The organism is Chitinophaga sp. H8, assembly GCF_040567655.1.
Taxonomy (GTDB): domain Bacteria; phylum Bacteroidota; class Bacteroidia; order Chitinophagales; family Chitinophagaceae; genus Chitinophaga; species Chitinophaga defluvii.
On the sequence record NZ_JBEXAC010000002.1, the window covers coordinates 2114759 to 2135849 of the forward strand.

The following is a 21091-nucleotide window of genomic DNA, read 5'->3' on the forward strand; positions in this document are numbered from 1 at the left end:
GGTTTAGATATAAATTAAACAAGGTGTCTTAAAACGTCTTTATGCATTGATATGGATCCCTTTTAATTCTTCTCCAATTTGATGAATGGCTTCTTCTATTTTTTTAGCCTGGGCGGGAGACGGGAATTTTACGCCACTCACATATTGACGGAGCAGGCTGGCATTTATATTTGCCAGATTAGCCACCGTTGAGATCTTTAAATAATTCAATTTTTCAAAAAGTACGGTGAGGTCATATTTTATATCAAATTCAATTTCGTTTGGCTTTAACCCGTGTGTGGTTTTAAGCAGTTTTTTCAGTTGAGCTTGCAATTTCGGGATAGTGCTAGCTTCATCTACAATGAGATTATTTTTATAGAGGACCCTCCCAAAGAAGCCTCTGTAAGCTTTTTCAATTATTAACTCAATCGTTGTCATCATGGCTAAATAGATTTAATACGCACATTTAAAGGTAATACATACGTAGTATTATCTATTTGAAACAGGGCAGGATTATTCCAATCCCGCCTGTTTCAGAATAGACTTCAGTGTACCTGGAGGAAACTCTTTATTACCTGGATTGGTAATGATGAGTTCCTGGCCAGGTATGGAAGCATGAATCAAATGAACATGACTGTCTTCCTGATTCTTGATCTGCCAACCTTTCTGTTGCAGCATTCTGATGAGTAAAATATATGTCATGGTATATGATTTTAAGTAGGGTAGGATTTAAGACACGCCTATTTTTAAGAAAAGAGTGTAGATGACGAATTTCCAACCAAATAAGACATTACGTCAACATACGTGTATGGTAAAAGGCACGGAGCTTTTACTTATAATATTTGTGTCTTTCCTGATCCCGGGCAGAAAATACAGACGCTGAACATTTTTTAAACGATCCTTGGTGCTCATGGAAAAGTAGCAGATATCAAAGAACTATATTGAAGGTAGCAAAATTGTTACTTATTCGGCAAGTTTTTTTTATAACCACATACAAGTTGCTTATATACTGTGAAAAAAACTTCTTGGCAGTAAAAGAAAAATTACTCAAATTCGTGTGCCCAAACTAAAATATGATATCGATAGTGTCATTTTGATACGCAAATAGTTTTGTTACTGTAGGTAATACCCATACCCGACTCATAACATCCTTTATAAAAAGTATTTTCCCCCGGATAACTTTAACAGGAAGGTGATAGCAGCATAATGCTTTCAGCTATTTTTTAATAAAAATCATATTACCGATGGACAAAAAAGCTACAAATGGAGCTTCGGAGCCCCAGGATTTGTTGATCCAATTAAATGATGAAGCCATCAGGGAAGGCAGGATAGATGGTTTTTCAAAAAGTGGGGGGATAGACCTGACGATCTCTGATTTTTACAAGGAGCGGGCTTTGGTATTGATGGCCCCCACCCTTGGCGCCATCAGAGGATGGTTAAGCAGCGTTGCGGAGGAATGCCGGCAGTTATGCGATCTCATACGCTCCCTATTTGATGATTTTATTGATGCTCCTATTACCAAAGAAGTTACTTACAGGCGTGTATTTTATTTAGGCAGACTGTTGTGTGAATTGGATGCAATAAGAATGACCAATCCTTCCAGTGCTTTACATGGCGCCTTGCAAAAGACATTGAAACAACTGAACCTGAATACAGAGGCTTATTATAACTATTGTATAGCTCGCTATAGCAATATCATTGCCAGGATACCGGATGTAAGTGATAAGCTGGCAGAGTTAAAAGGCATGAAGAAGAAACTATTGAACTCGGAGGTATGGTCAGGATACATTTACCAGATGGCATTACCTGATCTGAAGCATCAACTGCAGGATTGGTTGCGGACACGAGCAGCAGAGCTGGCGGATCAACCGATCAAAGAAGTAAATAAACCAAGCAGGATGGATCTGACAGATGAGCAATTTAAAATAAACACTTTAATGGGAATGGATGTGCTGGCGATACTTTTCAAGGCAGCTATTAAAGGAGGGTTGATTGCTGAACCTTGCTATGAAGCACTTTTTCGGTTTGTGTCGAGACATTTTAGCACTCCTACCATGACCGATTTTAAGGCAACCAGTTTTAAATCACGATATGGTGAGCAGCCCACACGGAAAGGACTGACAGCAGCGTTACGGTTGCTTATTGCTATGGAGGAGCACGTAAAGGAAAGGATGAAGGACGCAAAAAATAAGAAAATTTAGTGCCAGTATAGTAAGGCGTTTCAGGGCTGTATCAGTACAGGATGTTTTGTACCGCATCATTATTATACGGATTATTGCATCACACAGTTACAAAACTGCATCACATACTGCCGGTATACTGATGCTATGTTTTGGTTTAGGGCACTCATTGCCCATTCCTGGGCAATGAGTTTTTTTATTAGAGATTACTTACAGGCTGTTTTTTTAATTGTCATATGGGGGTTGATACCAGGCGCTCTATTCGTAGAGTGCCTGTTTTTTTAAGATGTTCATTAACAAATGACTCCTTTGAAGTAACCTCGTTTTCCTTTCCTGCTTTTTGATAATCAGTGATTTATATATAGATAGCTGATTTTGGGATTGTTAATGTGTGCCGACTGCTATTAAATTACTAATAAACTTAGCTATGTTTGCTAAAAATATTAGTTTATGAGAACGAGCGAATCCGACCCCGCCCTGCATGTCAAATTCTACGACAATGCCATCCCTGTAGGGGTGCCAGGCACCGCCCAGGACTATCAGGAAGAAGATATTCCCACTGCACAACTATTAGGACTTTCTGCCGCCGTATTTCTGGTACGGGCTTCGGGCGATAGTATGGAAGGCGCCAGGATCTTTGATGGCTCTATTATTACGGTAGACAGGTCGGAGAAGGCAGGGCATAACAAGATCATCGTGGGGATGATCAATAAGGAGTTTACTATTAAACGCCTGGTAAAGACTTATGCCGGATGGGTATTGCATCCGGAAAACCATGCGTATACCCCTTACCTGATCCGCCCGGATGATGAATTTGAAGTATGGGGGGTAGTGAAGAAAGTGATCAATAATGCAGAGTAGTATGAAGCGTGAATTAGGAGATCTTTTTCAACTGAAGAATGCCCGCTTTTGTTATCTGGAAGTAGTACAATCCCCTTCCGGCAGTCTGGGATATTTTAGCCTGATAGAAAGACGGCAAGGTTATCCCGTTCCGCTTGCAGCGCCCGGCGATATGCGCAACCTGCTTTACCTGGGCAATGGGCTAACAGATCCTGCCTTGCGGGCACATTGCCTGCGCCTGATGGAGATAGAAGGTTGGATGCACCGGAGAGAACCCAACCGTATGCCCAGGACACCGGAATACATTGCGGCTTACCGGGAGTGGGAAACTTATACCCGGGAATTTGCCAAAAGGAATAGCTGGTACCAGTTTAAACCTATCCGGTATTTATGAAATTTAAATTATGAAAATCTATTTGATAGTGCTGTATTGGATTTTGAGATTTTGGATAAAAAAACTTCGTGTATTCATTTGGTATTGATATAAAAAAGTACCAAATTCGTGTTCCTCAAATCAAGCTTAATACGCGCAACGTTGGTATGATACTCATACAACGCTTGATAGCTAACCCCAAGGCTTCTAAAATCCAAATTGTTTTTTTACGGAAAATAATTATCGCGGCATAGCTATGCGTGCATATGACGATATGTGATATAGCTATATGCTGCGACGAGCATTTAACGAGGGTGCGGATAGTGCAGCGCCTGTTTACTACAGGCGGAGATATTGATGATTACACAAAGCCAGGTATTTGCTGTACCGGCCTTTCCGTGTCGGTGCAGACAATTTGGATTACCAATCCCGGCGTCCATTCCTGGACCGCTGGTTCTTTTTTAATTGCAGTAGCCTGTTATTACAGATCATTTTGGTTCAGTTTCCAGTCTTAACAAAAACAAAAGGCGTTCCAATCCTGGAGCGCCTGATTAATTATTAGGTTTATACAGTTGTCAAACCCTCTTTACCCGGTATTTCATTAACCATTGCTGGTATGTTCTTGTATTCCTTTATTCTTCCCAATGCGTAGGGACCAGTAAATCGCGGATATTCACCTTTAACACTTGGGATATTGCATATAGTCTTTCAATTGGTGGTTGGCGTCTATTAGTACACCAGAGAGAAACAGTTTGTTCAGCCACCTGCAATGCCCTTGCAAGATCTATATTAGATTTTCCCTTTTCGGCTAACACCGCTTTTATTCGATTATAATGTATTACTGTCATTTGGATCGTAAGTAGACCAAATATAGAAATACATAAATTATTGATTTGCAATATCAATGAATGTATTTGATTGTTTAATTAACTAATTTCATTAATTAATGAATATAATTAGTTAATTTTATTTATTTAGCAACATTTGTAAAATAGTTTTTTTGCTTCTTAGCAAGAGAGACCTATAGGTTATTGTGGAGGGAAGAGAGAATGGAATAGTTAACTTGATGTTAACCATGTCATAATGGAAACGGATTAACATAGTATTAACGTATTATTAACGACTTGATTTTTAGAATAACTATTTTTGTTCCAGTAATAAGGTTATACTATAAATAGAAAAGAGCCTGACATTAGAATGCCAGGCTCAAAATGAGAGAAAGTGGCTAATAATTAGAGATGCATAATGGAATTATTAGAAGTGCTACTTTCAAGAGGAGAATAAGAAACGACATTAGTTGAGTTAGATTAATTCCTGTTTTCTTTTTTCTGGTCCTTCTTTTTTTGTAATGTTTCATAATGCAATTATGATGGCTTTGCCATCTTTTTGATACGAAAAGGTCCGTGGTCTTGCCAAAGTACAGCGGATCTTTTCTGTTTTAAAAAATGTAGTTCCAATTCCAAATTTAGCTCGAAGAATTACACCCGCAGTTAATACTATGTTAACAAAGATTATTTCCTTTATGGCTATAGTATCAAAGCCGTATTTGTCCATTCTATTTAAATTTAAAAGCGTTTTCATCGATTTTTATTAGCGAGATTATTGGTTCATTGACTATACATTAGCATTCACAAGAGGGGATCGATGTATTGAACTTATACATTTTGAATAACCGTCCTTACTGTATAGCCAATTATGATGTAATAGCTATATATAGAATACACCTTAGTAATAATAAAAGACCCCTGAGCGGAAAAAAATTTTAGCCCTATAATCAATCAAGAAAAATTTGATACCCTAATAGAAATTATATTTCTGAAGGACTCCGTACTATTTACTTTTATGTAATTACTCCATTACTTTGATGGGGTTTTTGACGTGGAAATGCCTGTGGGTAATAGAGATATTTGATGTCTGTAAAAATAGAGGATTCCGGATAGTATGTTAACCAAAGATTAACTAGTCGGTTTTTTTTGTTCACATTAAATTAACCGGCAAAAATACAAAAAAGGTCACTTTGCAGCTGTGTTTCGTATGGAGACTAGCTTGAAAGAAAGGACGAACCAACCAAATACCAAACCAAATAGAAACTACCTGACCTAATACAGGTATGTTCAAAGTAAACGGCAACAAATACTATCTACTAAACCGGATCAAGGATCATTACGATTTATCGTACACTAAAACATTTATTTCAAATGCTTGCGGGTGTAGTAATGCCTGGTCTTTAAAATACTCCTACTCTCAAAATGACTATTAAGGGCGCATATCGGAAATCAACCACAAATCGTTCACCACAAAATCAAAAACCAATGCACCCTACATCTACAAATGTCATGAGGATAGCTTCGTGCTTTCTTCTGGGAGTATTTCTGTTGTTGGTCTCTAGCATTTACGCACAAGAGGTCAAAAAAATCATCACCGGTAAAGTAGTAGGAGAGAAAGGGGAACCTCTTGAAGGAGCGACTGTACAGATAAAGGGGCAGGCGATTAATCGCGTCACGGATAAGGACGGTATGTTTAGTATTCTTGCTGTGCCAGGGAAGGATAGTTTAGCGGTGAGTTTTGTGGGGTATAATAATAAGTTTATTCTGGCAGAAGTGAAGAGCAAGGGATTAAGCATAGGAATGGAAACTGGTGCGACTGTGTTGAGAAATGTGGAGGTGTACTCAACAGGTTATGGGAAGGTGTCGCCAGGAAAGGCTACCGGATCTTTTGTGCAGATAGATAATGCGCTGTTTAATAGGCAGGTTAGTACGAATGTGCTGGACAGAATTGAGAATATCACTAGTGGCTTAACAAATAATAGAAATGCAACTGGCTTCCAAATAAGAGGAATTAGCACAATCAATGCTAATACGCAACCATTAATAGTGGTTGATAATTTTCCATATGATGGAGACTTAAATAATCTAAATCCAAATGATGTAGAAAGTATTACTGTTTTGAAGGATGCAGCGGCGGCGGCTATATGGGGAGTGCGTGCCGGAAACGGGGTAATTGTGATAACTACCAAAAGAGGGCTAAGTGGGAAGTCAAGGATACAATTTAGTAATAGTATTACGGTTGGAAAAAAGCCCAATTTGTTTTATACCCCTCTAATATCTAGCGCTGATGAAATTTCTTTTGAAAAAAAGCGATTCGCAGAAGGTTTTTATAATACATATGATGATGACTATCCTAGTTTTAATTACTATCCAGCTTTGCCACCAGTAGCCGAGATTTTGTTAGCAGCGCGGAGCGGTAAAATTAGCCAAAAAGAAGCAGATGATAGAATCGCGAGACTGGAAAAACACGATGTTCGGAATGATATTGAAAAATATATGTTACAAAATAGCATTAATCAACAATATGCATTAAATATTTCTGGCGGTTCCAACGCTTTTACATATTATGGATCATTAGGGTATGATAAGAATCAAAGCAATAATAAAGGCGATTCTTATAATCGATTAAGTATGAGGTTAGATAATACATATCGTCCCATCACTAATCTTGAAATAAACGGCTTTATAACATACACACAAAGCAAAACGATAAACAATGGAATCAATTATCAGGCTCTATTACCTAATGGCCAGCAGGTGGCCCCTTATACACAACTTGCAGATGAAAATGGAAATGCTTTGGCTATTCCTAAGCCCATTGATGGTTATAGGATGGCATATGTGGATACAGCGCGTTATCCTGGGCTGCTTGATTGGCATTATCGTCCATTGGAAGAAGTTAAGTATAGTGATAAAAACATTATGCAATATGATACACGTTTAGGGGGGGCTATAAAATATACTGTAATTAAAGGATTAAGTGCACAAATACAATATCAGTATCAAAAGATATTAGCTAATCAAAAAAATATCGAAGGACAGAATAGCTATCATGTTCGAGATTTGATTAATCAATTCATGGATGTGGATGCTTCTACTGGAAATGTGATTTATCCAGTACCACTAGGGGGGAGCATTTTTATAAATAATAATGAACAAACTTCACAAAGCCTTAGGGGGCAATTAAATTTTCAACATACATGGGGGCAACATGTAATTGAAGTATTGAGTGGGATGGAAATTAGGGAAACAAGTACTACTAATACTAGTAATCAAGGGTATGGATATGATAGCGAATTATCAACCTTACAACAAGTTGATCCTACAAATTTTTTTACTACACGACCAACAGGTGCAGCATTTAGGATTTCCAGTGGGAATAGTATAGGGGGGAGCCTTAATCGTTATGGGAGCTATTATGCTAATGGGGGCTATACTTTTATGAATAAATACATACTTACAGGAAGTGGACGTATTGATCAATCTAATTTCTTTGGTGTAAAAGCTAATCAACGTAGAGTTCCCTTATGGTCAGCTGGCCTGGCTTGGGTGGTCTCCCAAGAGGTCTTTTTTCAAAGAATTAATTGGGCGCCTTATTTAAAATTAAGGGCTACTTATGGATATAATGGCAATACAAACTCCGGAGCATCAGCCTTTGCTACAATTATGTATGCAACAGGAACAGATGCATCTGCTAATGCGCAATATGCCACAATCAATACGCCTTCAAATCCACAATTGAGATGGGAAAGAATAAAAATGATAAATGTTGGAATAGACTTTGAGTTGTTCAAAAATAGGGTAGGGGGAAGTATAGACTATTATCATAAAAGAGGTCTGGATTTATTGGGACCAGTGATAACAGATCCAACAACTGGAGTATTAAATTTTACAGGCAACCGTGCTAGTATTATGGGAGAAGGTGTGGATTGGGTTTTAAATACTCATAATTTGGTGAGGAATATACAATGGTATAGCACTATTCTATTCAGCTATACTAGTAATAAGGTTACAGATTACGGCATACAACCAGCTAGCAATCAAACTTCCTTTTACCTTGTTGAAGGTAATCCAATTATAGGTCAGCCATTGTATAAGATAAGTAGTTATCGATGGGCGGGATTGGATCCTAATACCGGCGCCCCTCTTGTTTATTTAGGTGATAGCATTTCAAATTTTGAAAACGCATCAAATGCTAAACAAGCTGATGTTCTTTATAGTGGTCCGAGTACACCTAAGATATTTGGTTCAGTACGAAATACTTTTTCCTGGAATCATATTTCATTGTCTTTTAATATTTTATATAAACTGGGATATTATTTTAGACGAAGTTCTATTAACTATGCTAATCTTTTTGATAGTTGGGGAGGGCATGGGGACTATGGCTTACGTTGGCAAAAACCTGGAGATGAAAGAAGTACAGATGTTCCGTCTTTACCAGTGTCTCCTTATAGTCAAGATAATGTATACTCTAAAGCAAGTGTGCTTGTGGAAAAGGGAGATCATATACGTTTGCAAGATGTAAGGGTAAGTTATGACTTAAATAGAGAAGTAATTAAATTATTTCCATTTGAAAGTATTCAAGTATATGTATATGCAAATAATATTGGCATCTTATGGAGGGCCAATAAAAAAGGGATCGATCCGGACTATGGAAGTTTGAGAATCCCATCACCAAGAACTATTGCGGCAGGAGTAAATATAAATTTTTAATATGCTTATTTAACTAAATTAGTAATCATGAGGTATATAAGTGTCAAGTGTATTAAGGGCTATTGCTTTGGTTTTATTTTGATATCTACCTTGGGGTGTAAAAAAGGTGAGTGGTATGATGTAAAAACAGATAAATCTCTTGCGGTGCCCAGTACTTTGAAAGATATGCAGGCATTACTTGACAATGTTGGGGTTTTGAATGGTAGTACAATTGCTTTAGGAGAAATTGGATCAGATGGACATAGCATCAAAGATGCAGATGCTCAGCGTCTTGGAGATACAGAGTACAATGCATATACTTGGTCATATGGAAAACCGTATATTACTGTTGCGGATTGGGCAAGTAATAATGATATAGGCGCATATCCAAGAATTTATTATTGTAATACAATATTAGATGGAGTAAAGAAATTAACTCCTGCTAATAATGAAGAACAGTTGCTATGGAATAGTATTAAGGGGCAAGCTCTTTTTCATCGGGCCAAAAATTTTTTCGACTTAGCGCAAGTATTTGCTCCACCATATAATGTAACAACAGCTAATACAGACCTTAGTATTCCGTTGCGACTAGAATCTGATATTAATATTCCTAGTAAAAGATCTTCTGTAAAAGAAACCTACGAGCAAATTATAAACGATTTACTCACAGCAGAGACATTATTGCCAGCTACACCTTTATTTAAAACAAGAGCGTCTAGACCTGCTGTTTTTGCCTTATTAGCAAGGACATACCTTTGTATGCAAGATTATGTAAATGCAAAAAAATTTGCAGATTCATGCCTGAAAAATTTTAATACCTTACTAGATTATAATATTTTAAGTACTACAGATGCTCAACCCTTTACTATATTTAATCCAGAAGTGATTTTTCACTCAAGGATGCTTTCGTATAGATCTATTCGTGCAGCTATGATTATTGACCCCGAATTATATGATTTGTATGATAGTAACGATTTACGAAAGGAGATTTTTTTTACAAAAAATTTAACAACAGGAGAAGTGAAGTCAAAGGGGACTTATACAGGTACTGTATTGTTGTTTACAGGCTTAGCTTCTGATGAGGTGTATTTAATTCGAGCAGAGTCTAATGCTCGATCTGGTAATTCAAAAGCAGCTATGGAAGATTTGAATAATTTGTTGAGGAAACGGTGGAAAGCGGAAACATTTAAGGAATTTACAGCTATTGATGCAGAGGATGCTTTAAGGCAAGTGCTAAATGAACGTAAAAAAGAATTGTTGCTACGCGGATTGAGATGGAGTGATTTGCGTCGACTTAACCAGGATGAACGTTTTAAAATCACTATTAATCGAATTATTTCTGGGACTACTTACACCCTAGAACCTGAGAGTTTTAAATACACTCTGCCTATACCAGATGATATAATTCAAATAACTGGTATGACCCAAAATTTGGGCTGGGGTAAATAAGAAAAAGGCATAGTTTTAATTGAACTAATATATTAATGGATTAACATGAGATGCAGAATTATAACGTTGGTTTTTTGCATTGTACTAATGGTAAGTAGTTATGCACAGGAAAAATCGAGGAGATTATTTATAGGAGATAAGATGCCAGATGTGGCATTCTCTGAAGTTATTAATTACCCTGGTACTATGAGAAAGCTTTCTGATTTTAAAGGAAAAAGCATTATTCTGGACTTTTGGAATAAATCATGTACCAATTGCATTGCGGCTTTTCCTAAAATGCAGCAATTTCAAGAGAAATTTAAGGACGATATTCAGGTTTTACTAATTGGTTATGAAACTACAAATGAATTAAATAAGCTGTTTCAGAATTCACCTATTGTAAAAAATACAACTTTGCCAATGATATTGGGGAAAAATCAAGATTTGCGAATGTTATTTCCGCATATGGGAGAGCCGTATGCTGTTTGGATAGATAAAAATGGAATAGTTAAAGCCACAACAAATGGCACTGCGGCGACTTCTGAAAATATACAAGACTTAATAGCGGGTAGGCCATTAAAGGTGCCTATTAGAGAAGATCTAATTGGATTTGATCTGGATTCTTATTCTTCTTTGTTAACAATAAATAATGGAATGTTTTTAAAGGATTTGCTTTACTATACAAAAATCTCTTCATCAAATCTTGGATTCAGTCCAATGGATTCTAGTGATAGAGGTGAGTGGGAGGATGGAGAAGCAGGGCTTTCTTCAAAATATTATTCCTTGATTATGAGAAAAATTAAGGGGTATAATAAAGTTGGAATTAGTTTATTATTAGACTCTATAACAAAGAAGCAAAAAGGATTTATTTTTATTCAACAATCAGTCCCCTTACTTTACGCAAATGCCTACAATGTTCCTGAGGGAACGAGGGTTGTCATAGATAATGGAGGTGCTGAATATTACGATCCTAGAGATAGTACTTCTTTGTATAGAAATAAATGGGCAGAAAATTATACATTTATTTATGCGGCATCAATTCCATACTATGATGCGGAACGTTTTCGATATATTATGAGAGAGGATTTGAAAAGATTCTTTGGAATGAATGGAAGATTAGAAGTTAGGCCTATACCACACGTAATATTATTTCGTACTAATAAAGACGATAGGCTAAAAACAAAAGGAGGGGATAGTGTATACGAGGATACAGGTACTGAGAAAGGTAAGATATTTAACAATTGCATATTTCAGCGATTTGTGATTTCCTTTAGAGGAAATTATTTGAAAAGAGAAGATCCGATATTTGTTGATGAGACACATATAAGTCCTGAGAAGAAGATTGATATGATATTGAAATCTAGTTTTAAGGACGTTCAAGCGATGAATAAGGAATTAGAAAAATATGGCTTAGGTGTAAAAGAGGAAGTTCGTAAAGTAGAGGTACTTGTGCTTGAAAAAGAAATATAAAATAGACAAGAAGACTAATATGATATTTCAGTTAACGAATAAATTAAAACAATGTTAAAGATATTTTTTTTAATAGCTCTCTTTTTTTGTTTTAAAGTACATACCTATGCTCAAGATGGTTCAGGATTTGTACTACATGGGAAAATTGAAGGACTTGAGGATGGGACAAATATTTATCTAACTACAAATAGGGGTAAGGATACAGTAGCAAGATGCATTTCAAAGAAAGAAGGTTTTGTGTTCAAAGGGAGAATAAATTTAGGGACAAATGCTTACTTTATAAAGTTAGATACTCTTATTTCAAAGAAGCCAAGTGTTGCTTTATTGTTAGTAAATAGTAAGATGACTCTCACGGGGAAAATGAATGTTTGGCCTAGTCTGCATTTGGTAGGATCCGAGCCACATAATGAGTATATAGAGGTGAATAAACTGTTCGCTGAATGGAATAAAGGATTAAGTGATAATATTTCGATGTTAGACAAAGCGTATACATCTTTAGCATTGGCTAAAAATGCGACTGATTCAAATTCGGCTAATTTGCAAGTTAAAGAATTTCTGGAAAAGAAAAAGATGTTGGAGAATAGGCGGAAATCACTTTCTAGAAAGTACATTGAAGAGCATTTGAGATCATTGTATATTGCGCATTTAATTTTGACTATGGAAGGTGTATTTGATTTCCCAGAAATGAAGATGCTGTATGATGAACTATCTCCGGATGCTAAGAAGAGTTTTTTTGGAGTGGCTTTAAATGACAGATTAAAGATAGGCGAGGTAAAAGAGGGAAGTATAGTTGGGGACTTCTCGAAGAGAAATGTAGATGGGGATTTACTGTCGTTGAAAGAAGTCGTAAGTAAGGGTGAATTTACATTACTTGATTTTTGGGCCAGCTGGTGTAGACCTTGCAGAGATGAAACTCCTAACGTTAGGAAAGCTTATGCTCTATTTCATGATAAGGGATTTAATGTGCTAAGTATAACTATGGATACCAACGAGACTGATTGGAAGAAGGCAATTATTAAAGATACTATGCCTTGGTATCATATGATTGATACAAAAAATAATTCTGTTGCAACTGCATTTAATATTAAGTCTATTCCTGCTACCTTTTTGTTAGATAAAAAAGGAAAGATTATTGCGACTGATTTAAGAGGGGAAGAATTGATTGAGAAACTACGTAGACTTATAAATAGGTGAATATTTGTGCATTAGTTGTTTTAGCACGCATATAAACTTGAGGAATGAAATTGATACATTTCTAATTGGCTAAGTGATAGAGTTAATTGATATGTTACCAATGTATACCTTTTTTAGTTTTACTTGACGTACTTAGGTGTATGAATATCGGTCTGTTTCTTCGCTAGAAAACGATTTGTAGAAATAACTATTTTTAATATTAGGTGTAAAATTAAACAACACGTTTCCTTGGGCCAAGGTTAAAACTCATTAGAGACAATTTCTCAGGATGTAGGAAGATGCATGTTGTTTAAAGTAGATTTTAGAGATATTTGGAAACCCGATTTGTCTTGATTGAACAACTTCAGATTATAAGTATCCCAACCTTAAATTCTTTTGCTTAAGGTGGGTTGTTGTTTATTGGTGGTAAAATGAGAATTTAATTGAAAAGTAGATACTTGTCCTCCTTTATATAAAACAATTAGGGAGTTGTCATTTGCTTGAACGGCAATTGCATTTTTTCCCTTGTTTTTTGGAATATGAAAGCTTCCTAGATAAGTTCCGCTTTTTATTTCGTAAACATCAATACTGGTATTTTGATTAAAATCTATTAATGATTCATTGTCTGCTCGTAGGTTGGACATAACAAATAAATATCCATTGTGAGTAAAAGATCCTTTATTTATTTCTTGACGAGGTGTAGAGGGCATTAATTTTGTTTCATCCCCGGAGTGCACAGGCTTAATAGATATTAAATTTGTTGCGCAGGTATCAATTGTTTTACCAATATAAATAATATTCAAATTTGTATCTAAGCAAAAGAATCGATTTTGATACATTTCAAGGTACAATAGCGCTTTATTTAAAGAATCATATTGCAAGTAGCCATCAGTAGAGAAACCTCCATCTTGCTTATCTTCTAAAATCATAGCTTGTTTTCCTACTTTTCCTGTAATGCAATTTATTTGTTTAAATACTAAGTGAGTTTGTGCACTATCTAGTCCTCTTATAACTAGTAGTTCAGGGGACACACGTGCACTACGCGTAAATAAGGGGGTAGATAGTTTGGTGGTATCAAGATAACTGGTGCCGATCCTTCCAGATATTAGATAGGATATATTGTTAGCATATATATATACATTGGGAGAGTCTACTGTTATTGTATTAGAAAGTAATTCTTGCGTTGGATTGATACCAAAGGTTAATGTGTCTTTTATATTTAAAGACTTATCTGTCATAAGTATCCATCTGGGGTCGGTGCTTGAAAAAAATATATGAGTATTAGTACTTCCATTTATTTTACTTATTAGCGCGGTAGTGGCGGCGGAATGCAGAGGTACAATAGCGTTAGATAGCCATTTTCTAGTAAAGCCATTGTTTTTTTGATTAGGCATCTCCGTCGAAAACAGCAAGAATGATAATACTGCAATTACCCCACATAGGGACAGTAGGATAGTTAAAAGAATACTTTTTTTCATGTAGCGTTAAACTGTTAGTTAAGAATGGTTATCAGAAGGCGTTTTTTTAATAAGTTGAAATGTTATAATGTGAAGTTGATTTTTACATGATTTATATCTTTAGTAAATTTGATTAAGTGTATTCATTTTATTTTTCATAATAGAAAAGTATACTCTAATACCAGACGCTATTGATTCATTTTCTTAACGGAAGTTTAGATGAAACCTTAAAGTATGTAAAGAGAAATGAGAATAATAAAGTGCACGCCAACAAAAATATATTCGTTGGCGTGCTATTTTTATAAAGAGTATTAAGGTTGTGCTGATTTACAGAATACTGCTGAAATTCTTGTAGTAGTACCACAAAGCGGTGGTTGACCTGTCTTAATTCTTGCACAGCAAAATACATCCTGTACGCCATCACAAGCTAGGGCGGCATCAACTGGATTAGAAAATCCAGATTGGATTGGTTTGTCGATTACAGAGGCTGGTGGGCAGTTTACAAGAGTAACAGCTGAACAACCAGTTGCAGGATCAAGATAGGCTGCGTTTGTATAACAGTCAGCAACTGTTGCTGGAGCAGCTTTTGTTGCTTTGAAAGCGCCGGCATAAGAAGCAATAGTTGCACTGATAGCTAGGATAGCAATAATAGCAGCGAAGCCAATTTTAAAACGTTTCATGATTAAAGGATTTAATTTGTTAAAGAATCAGAAAGATTAGCCTAAAGTTTATACAGTGAAGGCAAACTGTTTGTATTGCGCAATGAATTGAAAATTAACATGTAATGAAATATTTATTTTGATATAAGTGTTAATAGTTGGATTCTTATTTTAAGCAATTTTGTGTGTAGGAGAAGATGTTATTGAATTGTTTTTTCCTTGTAGAAGAATACCTATTAATGATATTATTGTAAATACTCCATTGAATATTAAATGATCTTTCCACGATAAGACAGCTAAAACTCCCCCACAACTACAAGGTAAATCATATGCATAGTGTAACATTAACCAAATATATCCAGTAAATAGGGCCATTAAAATAAATGATGCATATAGGCCAAGCATACGAGTGGGTTTGAATACAAGAAGTGTAGCCACCAATATTTCTCCTGCTGGCAGTGTGGCGGCTATAAACCCTGACATGGACTGAATGAAAGGAGATCGACCGAGCTGAAACTTGAAGTTCGTATAGTCTAGCATCTTGTTGAGCCCTGTATATATAAATAGAATAATTAATAAAGCAACAATTATTTCAAGAGAGATTTTACGAAAACGCATAAGAAATTCTTTGGTTAGGATTTATAAGTTTTTGATATAGCATACAATTTGTACTAAGATTCGTCCACTTTAAATATGTTGTATTTTTCATTATTATAAAGCTCGTTTGTTTTATTGAACTATGTTTATCAGTTTGAAATGAAATTATTTATCATTGTGAAAATTTGATGATTAAATTGATAAGTGCGAATTGTTTTTTTTGCTTATTACTGTGAGAAAATAGAAGTGAAAAAATGAGAGCTTTCCTATTGTGCTTCTTTACAGTATATCTGTGTTATTTCGTTGAATTGCCCACATTTAACCGTTGCAATTGACCTGATTTTAGCGCAGCAAAAAATGGTGCCTGTAGGAGGGCATTCTATTTCTGGGTCAACTGGATCGATAAATAATGAAGCTCCTTTTCCTACAATAGTAAGGCCAGGGCAAAGTGATTGATTGATTACAAGATTAAAGGCATTACAACCAAGGCTAGAATCCTTATAAGTAACTGTGGTATAGCAATCAACAAAATCAGCCAGAGTTAACCTATTATGCTTGAATCTATTTGCATTTGCTACAAGGGTGATGCTAATTGTTAAGAAAGCAATAATACTTGCTACATTGGGTTTTAATAGTTTCATGATTTTAAGATTTAACTGTTGTTGAGATCGTAAATAAATGGAAATTGATATATTTCAATTACATATTCTATTACTATGGAAATCTCTTTTTAAATAATTATTGAAAGGAATAGGTTATGATATTAGTGACAATGATTTGCTTTAAGATGACCTCGGATTCTTCGCTTTAGAAACCCTCTATCTTAGAAAATGGGATTTGAAATAGGTCAAATGATTCACTTTGCATAATAAAACATAATGAAAGTATAAACATTTTTTAAGTAGCAAGTTAATACGATGTTAATATGTTTTTTTTATAGAAAACGAAGCTGTATTGAGTGATTGAAATCAAATGGGATATATAATTGTTGGGGATCTTCTGGTGTCTAAAAGCAAGAATGAAAAAATGAAGGATGAAGAAAATTAACTATGATATATATTGTTACATTTTAAAGTCCCCGTAATATATATTGATATTTTAACAAAAATGGTAGTTATATGAGATAAAATCTCAACCATTCTGAAGGAATGTTTGATTTCTACTAAAGAGTAATACAAGAAAATGGAATATGATTGGGGAGATAGACTACCTAAGTGGAATGCTAACAATTATACTTGCGAGGATAGGAAAGGATCAATAGCCGTGGTAGGGCTGGTAGACAGGCATTGACCAGTCAGATCCAGGATAGCCTGATTACAATTTTGAAGTAGAGGTTGGCTGTACCCGTTCAGATTCTGGCTGTATCAGTCTACAGCAGATAGCGCCAATGGCTTAGAGGTAAAAGCATCTGCTTTGGCGGCAATAGTAGGTGCAATGGTAGCAAAAGCAACGAGGATATAAAACTTGATTTGTTTTTTTTATGGTGGAAATTGTTTGAAAATGAAAGTATGAGGATGACAAAAAAGACCTGATGATAAAAATAGGACTGGCTAGGTATTATGCTTGCATTCCACAGATTGCACAATTTTCAGGGATGTTTTCCGGTATGTTTTCCGGAATTGTGAGAGGGAATGTCTCAAGTACCGGTAAAGGCCTGAGTAAAATTGGAAAAGATCTGATAGTCTACCGTTAGATAGATATCATCTACATCTCAGGCTGCCTCAATCATATTTCATATACTATTATACGATAAACCGCACGTTTAACCCGATCCTCAGAAGAATGGTAGTAATGTAGAGTCTTTCGCCAGTATCCTGGTGGAAAGTCGGGCTTCCTAACCCGATAGCGGATACCTCCATGTTGAACTTCTGGGCTTCACCAGGAGTTTAAATAGAAGATAAATCATTAACTAATAGTTAACTAAGTAGTGAAAGATACTGCTGATTATTGCAATAACTAGTGTGAAGATTTTGATGTATGGGTGGAAACAAGACATCAATGATAAAATAGGGAAAACGAAATCATAAATAATATGGGAACTGACGCAATTCCAAATAAGACAGTATGGGACAATCCTAAGGATAGCAGGTTTTTGAATAAAATGACCAGGATAATTATCCAAAATCTATTCGCAAAGGGGTATTTGAGGGAGCAGGATTTATTATTATCTAATGAAGCGTTTGCGAAAAAGATATTGCTTATCACTGAAAATATGGATCTTGAAGTCACAATTGACTACAGGGAAAGTCTGATTAAACATGCAGAAAATTGTTATCAACTGAAAGAATACCAATTAGCAGTGGTAATATATACAATGTTCTTTGAACATTCATTAAATAACCTGATTCATCATCAAGGCCTGAAAAGGGGAATGGATGAAAAGGATAGAAACGATATGATAAGAGCAATTAATATTCATGGAAAGCTAACATGGATGCTTCCCTTGTTGGACCTGCAAAAAATTAAATCAGAGCATCGGCAAACGATAGAAAAACTGGTAAACGATCGTAATTCTCATGTGCATTATAAGTGGAAAACCGTGGAGGTTAAAGTAGATCCATTAGAAGGAGAAAAAATGTTACGTGAGTTTAAGAAAATCCGGATGGCTGTTAGCTACTTTAAAAGATATGAGAGCAATGTCTTGTTTAATAAAAATAAGCGGAAATTGATTAATAAGTTAGCAGAAAAAGGGTATTAGGAAAAAATCAGTATTGCGAGGGAGCTATTAGGATAGCATGTTTGTTTGCTGCTGCAGAATTACCGCCGGGATATTACCAGTACAACTACTATGTAATAACGGTCCCGTTTGATATGAATGTCCTTTCGTAGGTATATTTTCGGGGAAATATAGTAGGCTGTCAGTAACACCATAAAAGTGAAAAACAGGAAACGGTCCGGTTCTGGAAAAAAACGGAGGTGTTTGTTCGAAAACTATCCACCCGGACATCGTTATTATAGATACACAAAAACATTGTTCATAGACATAAAAAGTTGTCTGATAATCTGCTACCTACAGTAGAAGATCTCAGACAACTTTTTGTGAACAAGCTACATTGAAATTACAATAGTATCCTGTCATATCCCGCTCACCATCATAAGTAAGGGGGCGAAGAATATAATTCGTTTACACATCAGGAATTTCCTTCGCACTGCTGTTTACTAGTGTTGTGAAATATCCTTGACAGTAATGGTCATTTAAATGATAATATTGGTCATCACCGGCTGCAGGATATCGGACTTTTTCAGGAGATGATACCATCCTGATTAAGGCTGCGTTCTGCAATAAACTTGCGATACGATATACCCGCTGGTAGACATGTGATCTGGCCTTACGGGAATTGGGCAGCTGGTGTTTTTAACGAGCTGGGCACAACAGAAATAAGATCCCGAAGAGCCACATTCCGAAGGGTCAATAGCCGTGGTAGGGCTGGTAGACAGGCATTGACCTGTCAGGTCCAGGATAGCCTGGTTACAATTTTGAAGTAGCGGCTGGCTGTACCCGTTCAGGTTCCGGGTATAGCAGTCTACAGCTGATGGGGCCAGTGGCTTAGGGGTAAAAGCACCTGCTTTGTCGGCGATAGTAATTGCGATGGTAGCAATAGCAACGAGAAAAGAGAACTTGATTTGCATTTTTTTCATGGTGAAAATTGGTTTAAAAATGAAAGTATGAGGATGACAAAAAAAACTGATGATAAAGTGTATTACGGCCGCATCCCATAGATCGTCACAATTTTCACATAGTGCTGCGTACTGTCCGGCAGCCGGATCTTTGGCTGATGAGCACAGATAGGTGCCCTGCTCACCATTACTTTGGCACAGCAAAACATATCCCCTCCTTCTGCACAGATATTGGATTCGGAGATCCCTTCGGAAGCTTGCAATACTGGTTGATCCAGTGCTTCCAGCCCCGGAAAGGGAGATTGATTGATAACCAGGTGGGCAGCCTTGCAGGCAGGTAGTGTGCCATAGGTGATGTGGGTATAGCAATCTGCTACATCGGGGGCAACAGGCGCATGCCGGAAAACGGTGGCACGGGTAGCCACTGTGATCCCCACCGCCAGCAAGGCTGCCAGTAGTGAAAAACCTGGTTGTATAAGTTGCATAAGCTGATATTTCACAAACTACAAGCCACCTGTGCATTTTTCCGGAAATGCAGGGGGGAATGCCCAAAGTACCCGGTAAAGGCCCGGGTAAAATTGGAAAAGTTTTGATACCCTACTGTCAGGTAGATATCGCCCACATAGCAGCCAGGCTCCTGTAGTGCCTCCATCGCCTTTTCCATACGCTGCTGCAGGATAAACCGCATGATGGTAGTATTATACAGCTGTTTAAACCCACTGCTCAGCCGGGTAGTAGCAATGCAAAACTTGGTAGCCAGCTCAGGAATGGTGAGATGGGCATCCAGGTTTTGCATGATATAGGCATTGGCAGCCTGTATCTTGCCGATATCCCGCTGCGAAAGCTGGGTTTCCTTTACCTGGCTGATAGCCGATACCTCTTTGAGAGCATATAGCAGCAGCTCATTCACCTTGCAGGCTAGGAAGATCTTGCGGGCTTCGCCAGGCTCCTCGCACTGCAGGATGCTTTTGATAAGGGTAAGTACCCGCGTATCCACCACACAGGGGCATTTGTTGATAGCCCCGCCCAGGTTGTCCTGTGCCCTGGCCAGCAACTGCTCCAGCACCGGATAGGCGCATTGCAGCTTTTCCAGGTAGGCCGCGCTGAAGTTGATGTGGAACGACTGGTAGTCGCCCGCAGCAAAGTGGATATCGTAGGTGGTAGCCGGCACATACTCCAGGTTATACTGCCCTTCATGATCTGTACGTGGCTCCGCACCAGGTGCGATAATGTCCAGCTGTCCCTTGAGCATAAAATGCAGGGATAATTCTGATTGTGTAGTGCTCACAGGCAGGGTAGCGCCTTCCCGGATAAAATACTGGTGATACCAGCAGGTGTAAAAGTCGGCGGAGATTTCCTGCGATAAGATCTCTCCAAAATCACCTGTGGTAAAAGCGGCCTGCGCATAGGAAATCCTGTATTTTTTATAAGATGAAGGGATACAGGTGGAATTACGGGTTTCAATACATGGCAACTTTACTTCAAAAACCATTACCGGTGTCGTTTATGGTTAAAAAATACATTTTGAGGGTCTATGCAAATTAAGATACCCCCCTGCAATGGCACATCAGTTACAAAAAAGTTTCAATAACTGATTGACAGCCTAGCAATTAGATGGTTTTTTGACTTTCCACGCCATGCATGCGGCTACATCGCAGTGAACCAATGGTTCAGAAATCTGTTATCATTAACCTGGGATTAACAAACCGGAACAATAAGACCCCTACATTTGCGACGGACAGTTTCAAATACTGCCGGAAAACCAAACCTGAGAGAACAAGAGAGCAAACCCTGATAG

19 protein-coding genes are annotated in these 21091 nt (G+C 37.0%); 8 read left to right on the forward strand and 11 right to left on the reverse strand.

Features of this window, described 5'->3' with window-relative positions; all coding sequences use genetic code 11:
• Nucleotides 1-39: 39 nt before the first annotated feature.
• Nucleotides 40-420 carry a hypothetical protein gene (locus tag ABR189_RS22420; protein WP_354662723.1) on the reverse strand — a complete coding sequence of 127 codons (381 nt, stop codon included), beginning with the start codon at nt 418-420 and terminating at the stop codon, nt 40-42.
• A 72-nt stretch (nt 421-492) separates the two neighbouring features.
• Nucleotides 493-681, reverse strand: coding sequence for a type II toxin-antitoxin system HicA family toxin (locus ABR189_RS22425; protein ID WP_354662724.1), 189 nt, complete (start codon nt 679-681; stop codon nt 493-495).
• A 542-nt stretch (nt 682-1223) separates the two neighbouring features.
• Between ABR189_RS22425 and ABR189_RS22430 the strand changes: the two genes are divergently transcribed.
• From ABR189_RS22430 to ABR189_RS22440, 3 genes are all read left to right on the forward strand, one after another.
• Nucleotides 1224-2180: a hypothetical protein gene (locus ABR189_RS22430; protein ID WP_354662725.1), complete on the forward strand. Its 957-nt coding sequence runs from the start codon at nt 1224-1226 to the stop codon at nt 2178-2180.
• Between the two features lie 429 nt (nt 2181-2609).
• The gene (locus tag ABR189_RS22435) at nt 2610-3020 is read left to right on the forward strand and encodes a LexA family protein (RefSeq protein ID WP_354662726.1); all 411 of its coding nucleotides are present in this window, start codon (nt 2610-2612) and stop codon (nt 3018-3020) included.
• 1 nt (nt 3021) lies between these two features.
• Nucleotides 3022-3393 carry a hypothetical protein gene (locus ABR189_RS22440; protein ID WP_354662727.1) on the forward strand — a complete coding sequence of 124 codons (372 nt, stop codon included), beginning with the start codon at nt 3022-3024 and terminating at the stop codon, nt 3391-3393.
• A 611-nt stretch (nt 3394-4004) separates the two neighbouring features.
• Here ABR189_RS22440 and ABR189_RS22445 read toward each other — a convergent pair.
• Both ABR189_RS22445 and ABR189_RS22450 read right to left on the reverse strand, forming a co-directional pair.
• Complete coding sequence (locus tag ABR189_RS22445; protein WP_354662728.1) at nt 4005-4220, reverse strand: helix-turn-helix transcriptional regulator; 216 nt, start codon at nt 4218-4220, stop codon at nt 4005-4007.
• 505 nt (nt 4221-4725) lie between these two features.
• Nucleotides 4726-4953 carry a hypothetical protein gene (locus tag ABR189_RS22450; protein ID WP_354662729.1) on the reverse strand — a complete coding sequence of 76 codons (228 nt, stop codon included), beginning with the start codon at nt 4951-4953 and terminating at the stop codon, nt 4726-4728.
• Nucleotides 4954-5684: 731 nt separating this feature from the next.
• On the opposite strand from ABR189_RS22450, the gene ABR189_RS22455 reads away from it, so the two are divergent.
• The 4 genes from ABR189_RS22455 to ABR189_RS22470 are packed head-to-tail and all read left to right on the forward strand — an operon-like array spanning nt 5685 to nt 12983.
• Nucleotides 5685-8912, forward strand: a complete 3228-nt coding sequence (locus tag ABR189_RS22455; RefSeq protein WP_354662730.1) for a SusC/RagA family TonB-linked outer membrane protein — start codon at nt 5685-5687, stop codon at nt 8910-8912.
• A gap of 27 nt (nt 8913-8939) precedes the next feature.
• Nucleotides 8940-10340: a RagB/SusD family nutrient uptake outer membrane protein gene (locus ABR189_RS22460; RefSeq protein WP_354662731.1), complete on the forward strand. Its 1401-nt coding sequence runs from the start codon at nt 8940-8942 to the stop codon at nt 10338-10340.
• 45 nt (nt 10341-10385) lie between these two features.
• Nucleotides 10386-11789 (forward strand): TlpA family protein disulfide reductase, encoded by a 1404-nt coding sequence (locus ABR189_RS22465; protein ID WP_354662732.1) that lies wholly within the window; start codon nt 10386-10388, stop codon nt 11787-11789.
• Nucleotides 11790-11840: 51 nt separating this feature from the next.
• Complete coding sequence (locus ABR189_RS22470) at nt 11841-12983, forward strand: redoxin domain-containing protein (RefSeq protein ID WP_354662733.1); 1143 nt, start codon at nt 11841-11843, stop codon at nt 12981-12983.
• A gap of 365 nt (nt 12984-13348) precedes the next feature.
• Here the strand turns inward: ABR189_RS22470 and ABR189_RS22475 are convergent, their stop codons facing one another.
• From ABR189_RS22475 to ABR189_RS22490, 4 genes are all read right to left on the reverse strand, one after another.
• Nucleotides 13349-14440 carry a hypothetical protein gene (locus ABR189_RS22475; RefSeq protein WP_354662734.1) on the reverse strand — a complete coding sequence of 364 codons (1092 nt, stop codon included), beginning with the start codon at nt 14438-14440 and terminating at the stop codon, nt 13349-13351.
• Nucleotides 14441-14730: 290 nt separating this feature from the next.
• Complete coding sequence (locus ABR189_RS22480) at nt 14731-15099, reverse strand: hypothetical protein (protein WP_354662735.1); 369 nt, start codon at nt 15097-15099, stop codon at nt 14731-14733.
• A gap of 150 nt (nt 15100-15249) precedes the next feature.
• A complete protein-coding gene (locus ABR189_RS22485) occupies nt 15250-15696 on the reverse strand; it encodes a MauE/DoxX family redox-associated membrane protein (protein ID WP_354662736.1) in 447 nt (148 codons plus the stop codon).
• Nucleotides 15697-15941: 245 nt separating this feature from the next.
• Nucleotides 15942-16316 (reverse strand): hypothetical protein, encoded by a 375-nt coding sequence (locus tag ABR189_RS22490; protein ID WP_354662737.1) that lies wholly within the window; start codon nt 16314-16316, stop codon nt 15942-15944.
• A 1391-nt stretch (nt 16317-17707) separates the two neighbouring features.
• Between ABR189_RS22490 and ABR189_RS22495 the strand changes: the two genes are divergently transcribed.
• A complete protein-coding gene (locus tag ABR189_RS22495; protein ID WP_354662738.1) occupies nt 17708-18373 on the forward strand; it encodes a hypothetical protein in 666 nt (221 codons plus the stop codon).
• Nucleotides 18374-18939: 566 nt separating this feature from the next.
• On the opposite strand, the gene ABR189_RS22500 is transcribed toward ABR189_RS22495, so the two are convergent.
• The 3 genes from ABR189_RS22500 to ABR189_RS22510 form a co-directional block, all read right to left on the reverse strand.
• Complete coding sequence (locus ABR189_RS22500; RefSeq protein ID WP_354662739.1) at nt 18940-19314, reverse strand: hypothetical protein; 375 nt, start codon at nt 19312-19314, stop codon at nt 18940-18942.
• Between the two features lie 62 nt (nt 19315-19376).
• On the reverse strand, nt 19377-19778 hold the full coding sequence (locus ABR189_RS22505) for a hypothetical protein (RefSeq protein WP_354662740.1): 402 nt from the start codon (nt 19776-19778) through the stop codon (nt 19377-19379).
• Between the two features lie 11 nt (nt 19779-19789).
• Complete coding sequence (locus tag ABR189_RS22510; RefSeq protein WP_354662741.1) at nt 19790-20785, reverse strand: helix-turn-helix domain-containing protein; 996 nt, start codon at nt 20783-20785, stop codon at nt 19790-19792.
• Between the last annotated feature and the right edge of the window lie 306 nt (nt 20786-21091).

What these genes read in the sequence shown, in the direction of transcription:
- ABR189_RS22430 (WP_354662725.1), top strand. Translation starts at nt 1,224, where the DNA reads ATGGACAAAAAAGCTACAAATGGAGCTTCGGAGCCCCAGGATTTGTTG.
- ABR189_RS22425 (WP_354662724.1), bottom strand. Translation starts at nt 681, where the DNA reads ATGACATATATTTTACTCATCAGAATGCTGCAACAGAAAGGTTGGCAG.
- ABR189_RS22465 (WP_354662732.1), top strand. Translation starts at nt 10,386, where the DNA reads ATGAGATGCAGAATTATAACGTTGGTTTTTTGCATTGTACTAATGGTA.
- ABR189_RS22495 (WP_354662738.1), top strand. Translation starts at nt 17,708, where the DNA reads ATGGGAACTGACGCAATTCCAAATAAGACAGTATGGGACAATCCTAAG.
- ABR189_RS22480 (WP_354662735.1), bottom strand. Translation starts at nt 15,099, where the DNA reads ATGAAACGTTTTAAAATTGGCTTCGCTGCTATTATTGCTATCCTAGCT.
- ABR189_RS22460 (WP_354662731.1), top strand. Translation starts at nt 8,940, where the DNA reads ATGAGGTATATAAGTGTCAAGTGTATTAAGGGCTATTGCTTTGGTTTT.
- ABR189_RS22445 (WP_354662728.1), bottom strand. Translation starts at nt 4,220, where the DNA reads ATGACAGTAATACATTATAATCGAATAAAAGCGGTGTTAGCCGAAAAG.
- ABR189_RS22420 (WP_354662723.1), bottom strand. Translation starts at nt 420, where the DNA reads ATGATGACAACGATTGAGTTAATAATTGAAAAAGCTTACAGAGGCTTC.
- ABR189_RS22485 (WP_354662736.1), bottom strand. Translation starts at nt 15,696, where the DNA reads ATGCGTTTTCGTAAAATCTCTCTTGAAATAATTGTTGCTTTATTAATT.
- ABR189_RS22490 (WP_354662737.1), bottom strand. Translation starts at nt 16,316, where the DNA reads ATGAAACTATTAAAACCCAATGTAGCAAGTATTATTGCTTTCTTAACA.
- ABR189_RS22500 (WP_354662739.1), bottom strand. Translation starts at nt 19,314, where the DNA reads ATGAAAAAAATGCAAATCAAGTTCTCTTTTCTCGTTGCTATTGCTACC.
- ABR189_RS22455 (WP_354662730.1), top strand. Translation starts at nt 5,685, where the DNA reads ATGCACCCTACATCTACAAATGTCATGAGGATAGCTTCGTGCTTTCTT.
- ABR189_RS22475 (WP_354662734.1), bottom strand. Translation starts at nt 14,440, where the DNA reads ATGAAAAAAAGTATTCTTTTAACTATCCTACTGTCCCTATGTGGGGTA.
- ABR189_RS22440 (WP_354662727.1), top strand. Translation starts at nt 3,022, where the DNA reads ATGAAGCGTGAATTAGGAGATCTTTTTCAACTGAAGAATGCCCGCTTT.
- ABR189_RS22470 (WP_354662733.1), top strand. Translation starts at nt 11,841, where the DNA reads ATGTTAAAGATATTTTTTTTAATAGCTCTCTTTTTTTGTTTTAAAGTA.
- ABR189_RS22505 (WP_354662740.1), bottom strand. Translation starts at nt 19,778, where the DNA reads ATGCAACTTATACAACCAGGTTTTTCACTACTGGCAGCCTTGCTGGCG.
- ABR189_RS22510 (WP_354662741.1), bottom strand. Translation starts at nt 20,785, where the DNA reads ATGGTTTTTGAAGTAAAGTTGCCATGTATTGAAACCCGTAATTCCACC.
- ABR189_RS22450 (WP_354662729.1), bottom strand. Translation starts at nt 4,953, where the DNA reads ATGAAAACGCTTTTAAATTTAAATAGAATGGACAAATACGGCTTTGAT.
- ABR189_RS22435 (WP_354662726.1), top strand. Translation starts at nt 2,610, where the DNA reads ATGAGAACGAGCGAATCCGACCCCGCCCTGCATGTCAAATTCTACGAC.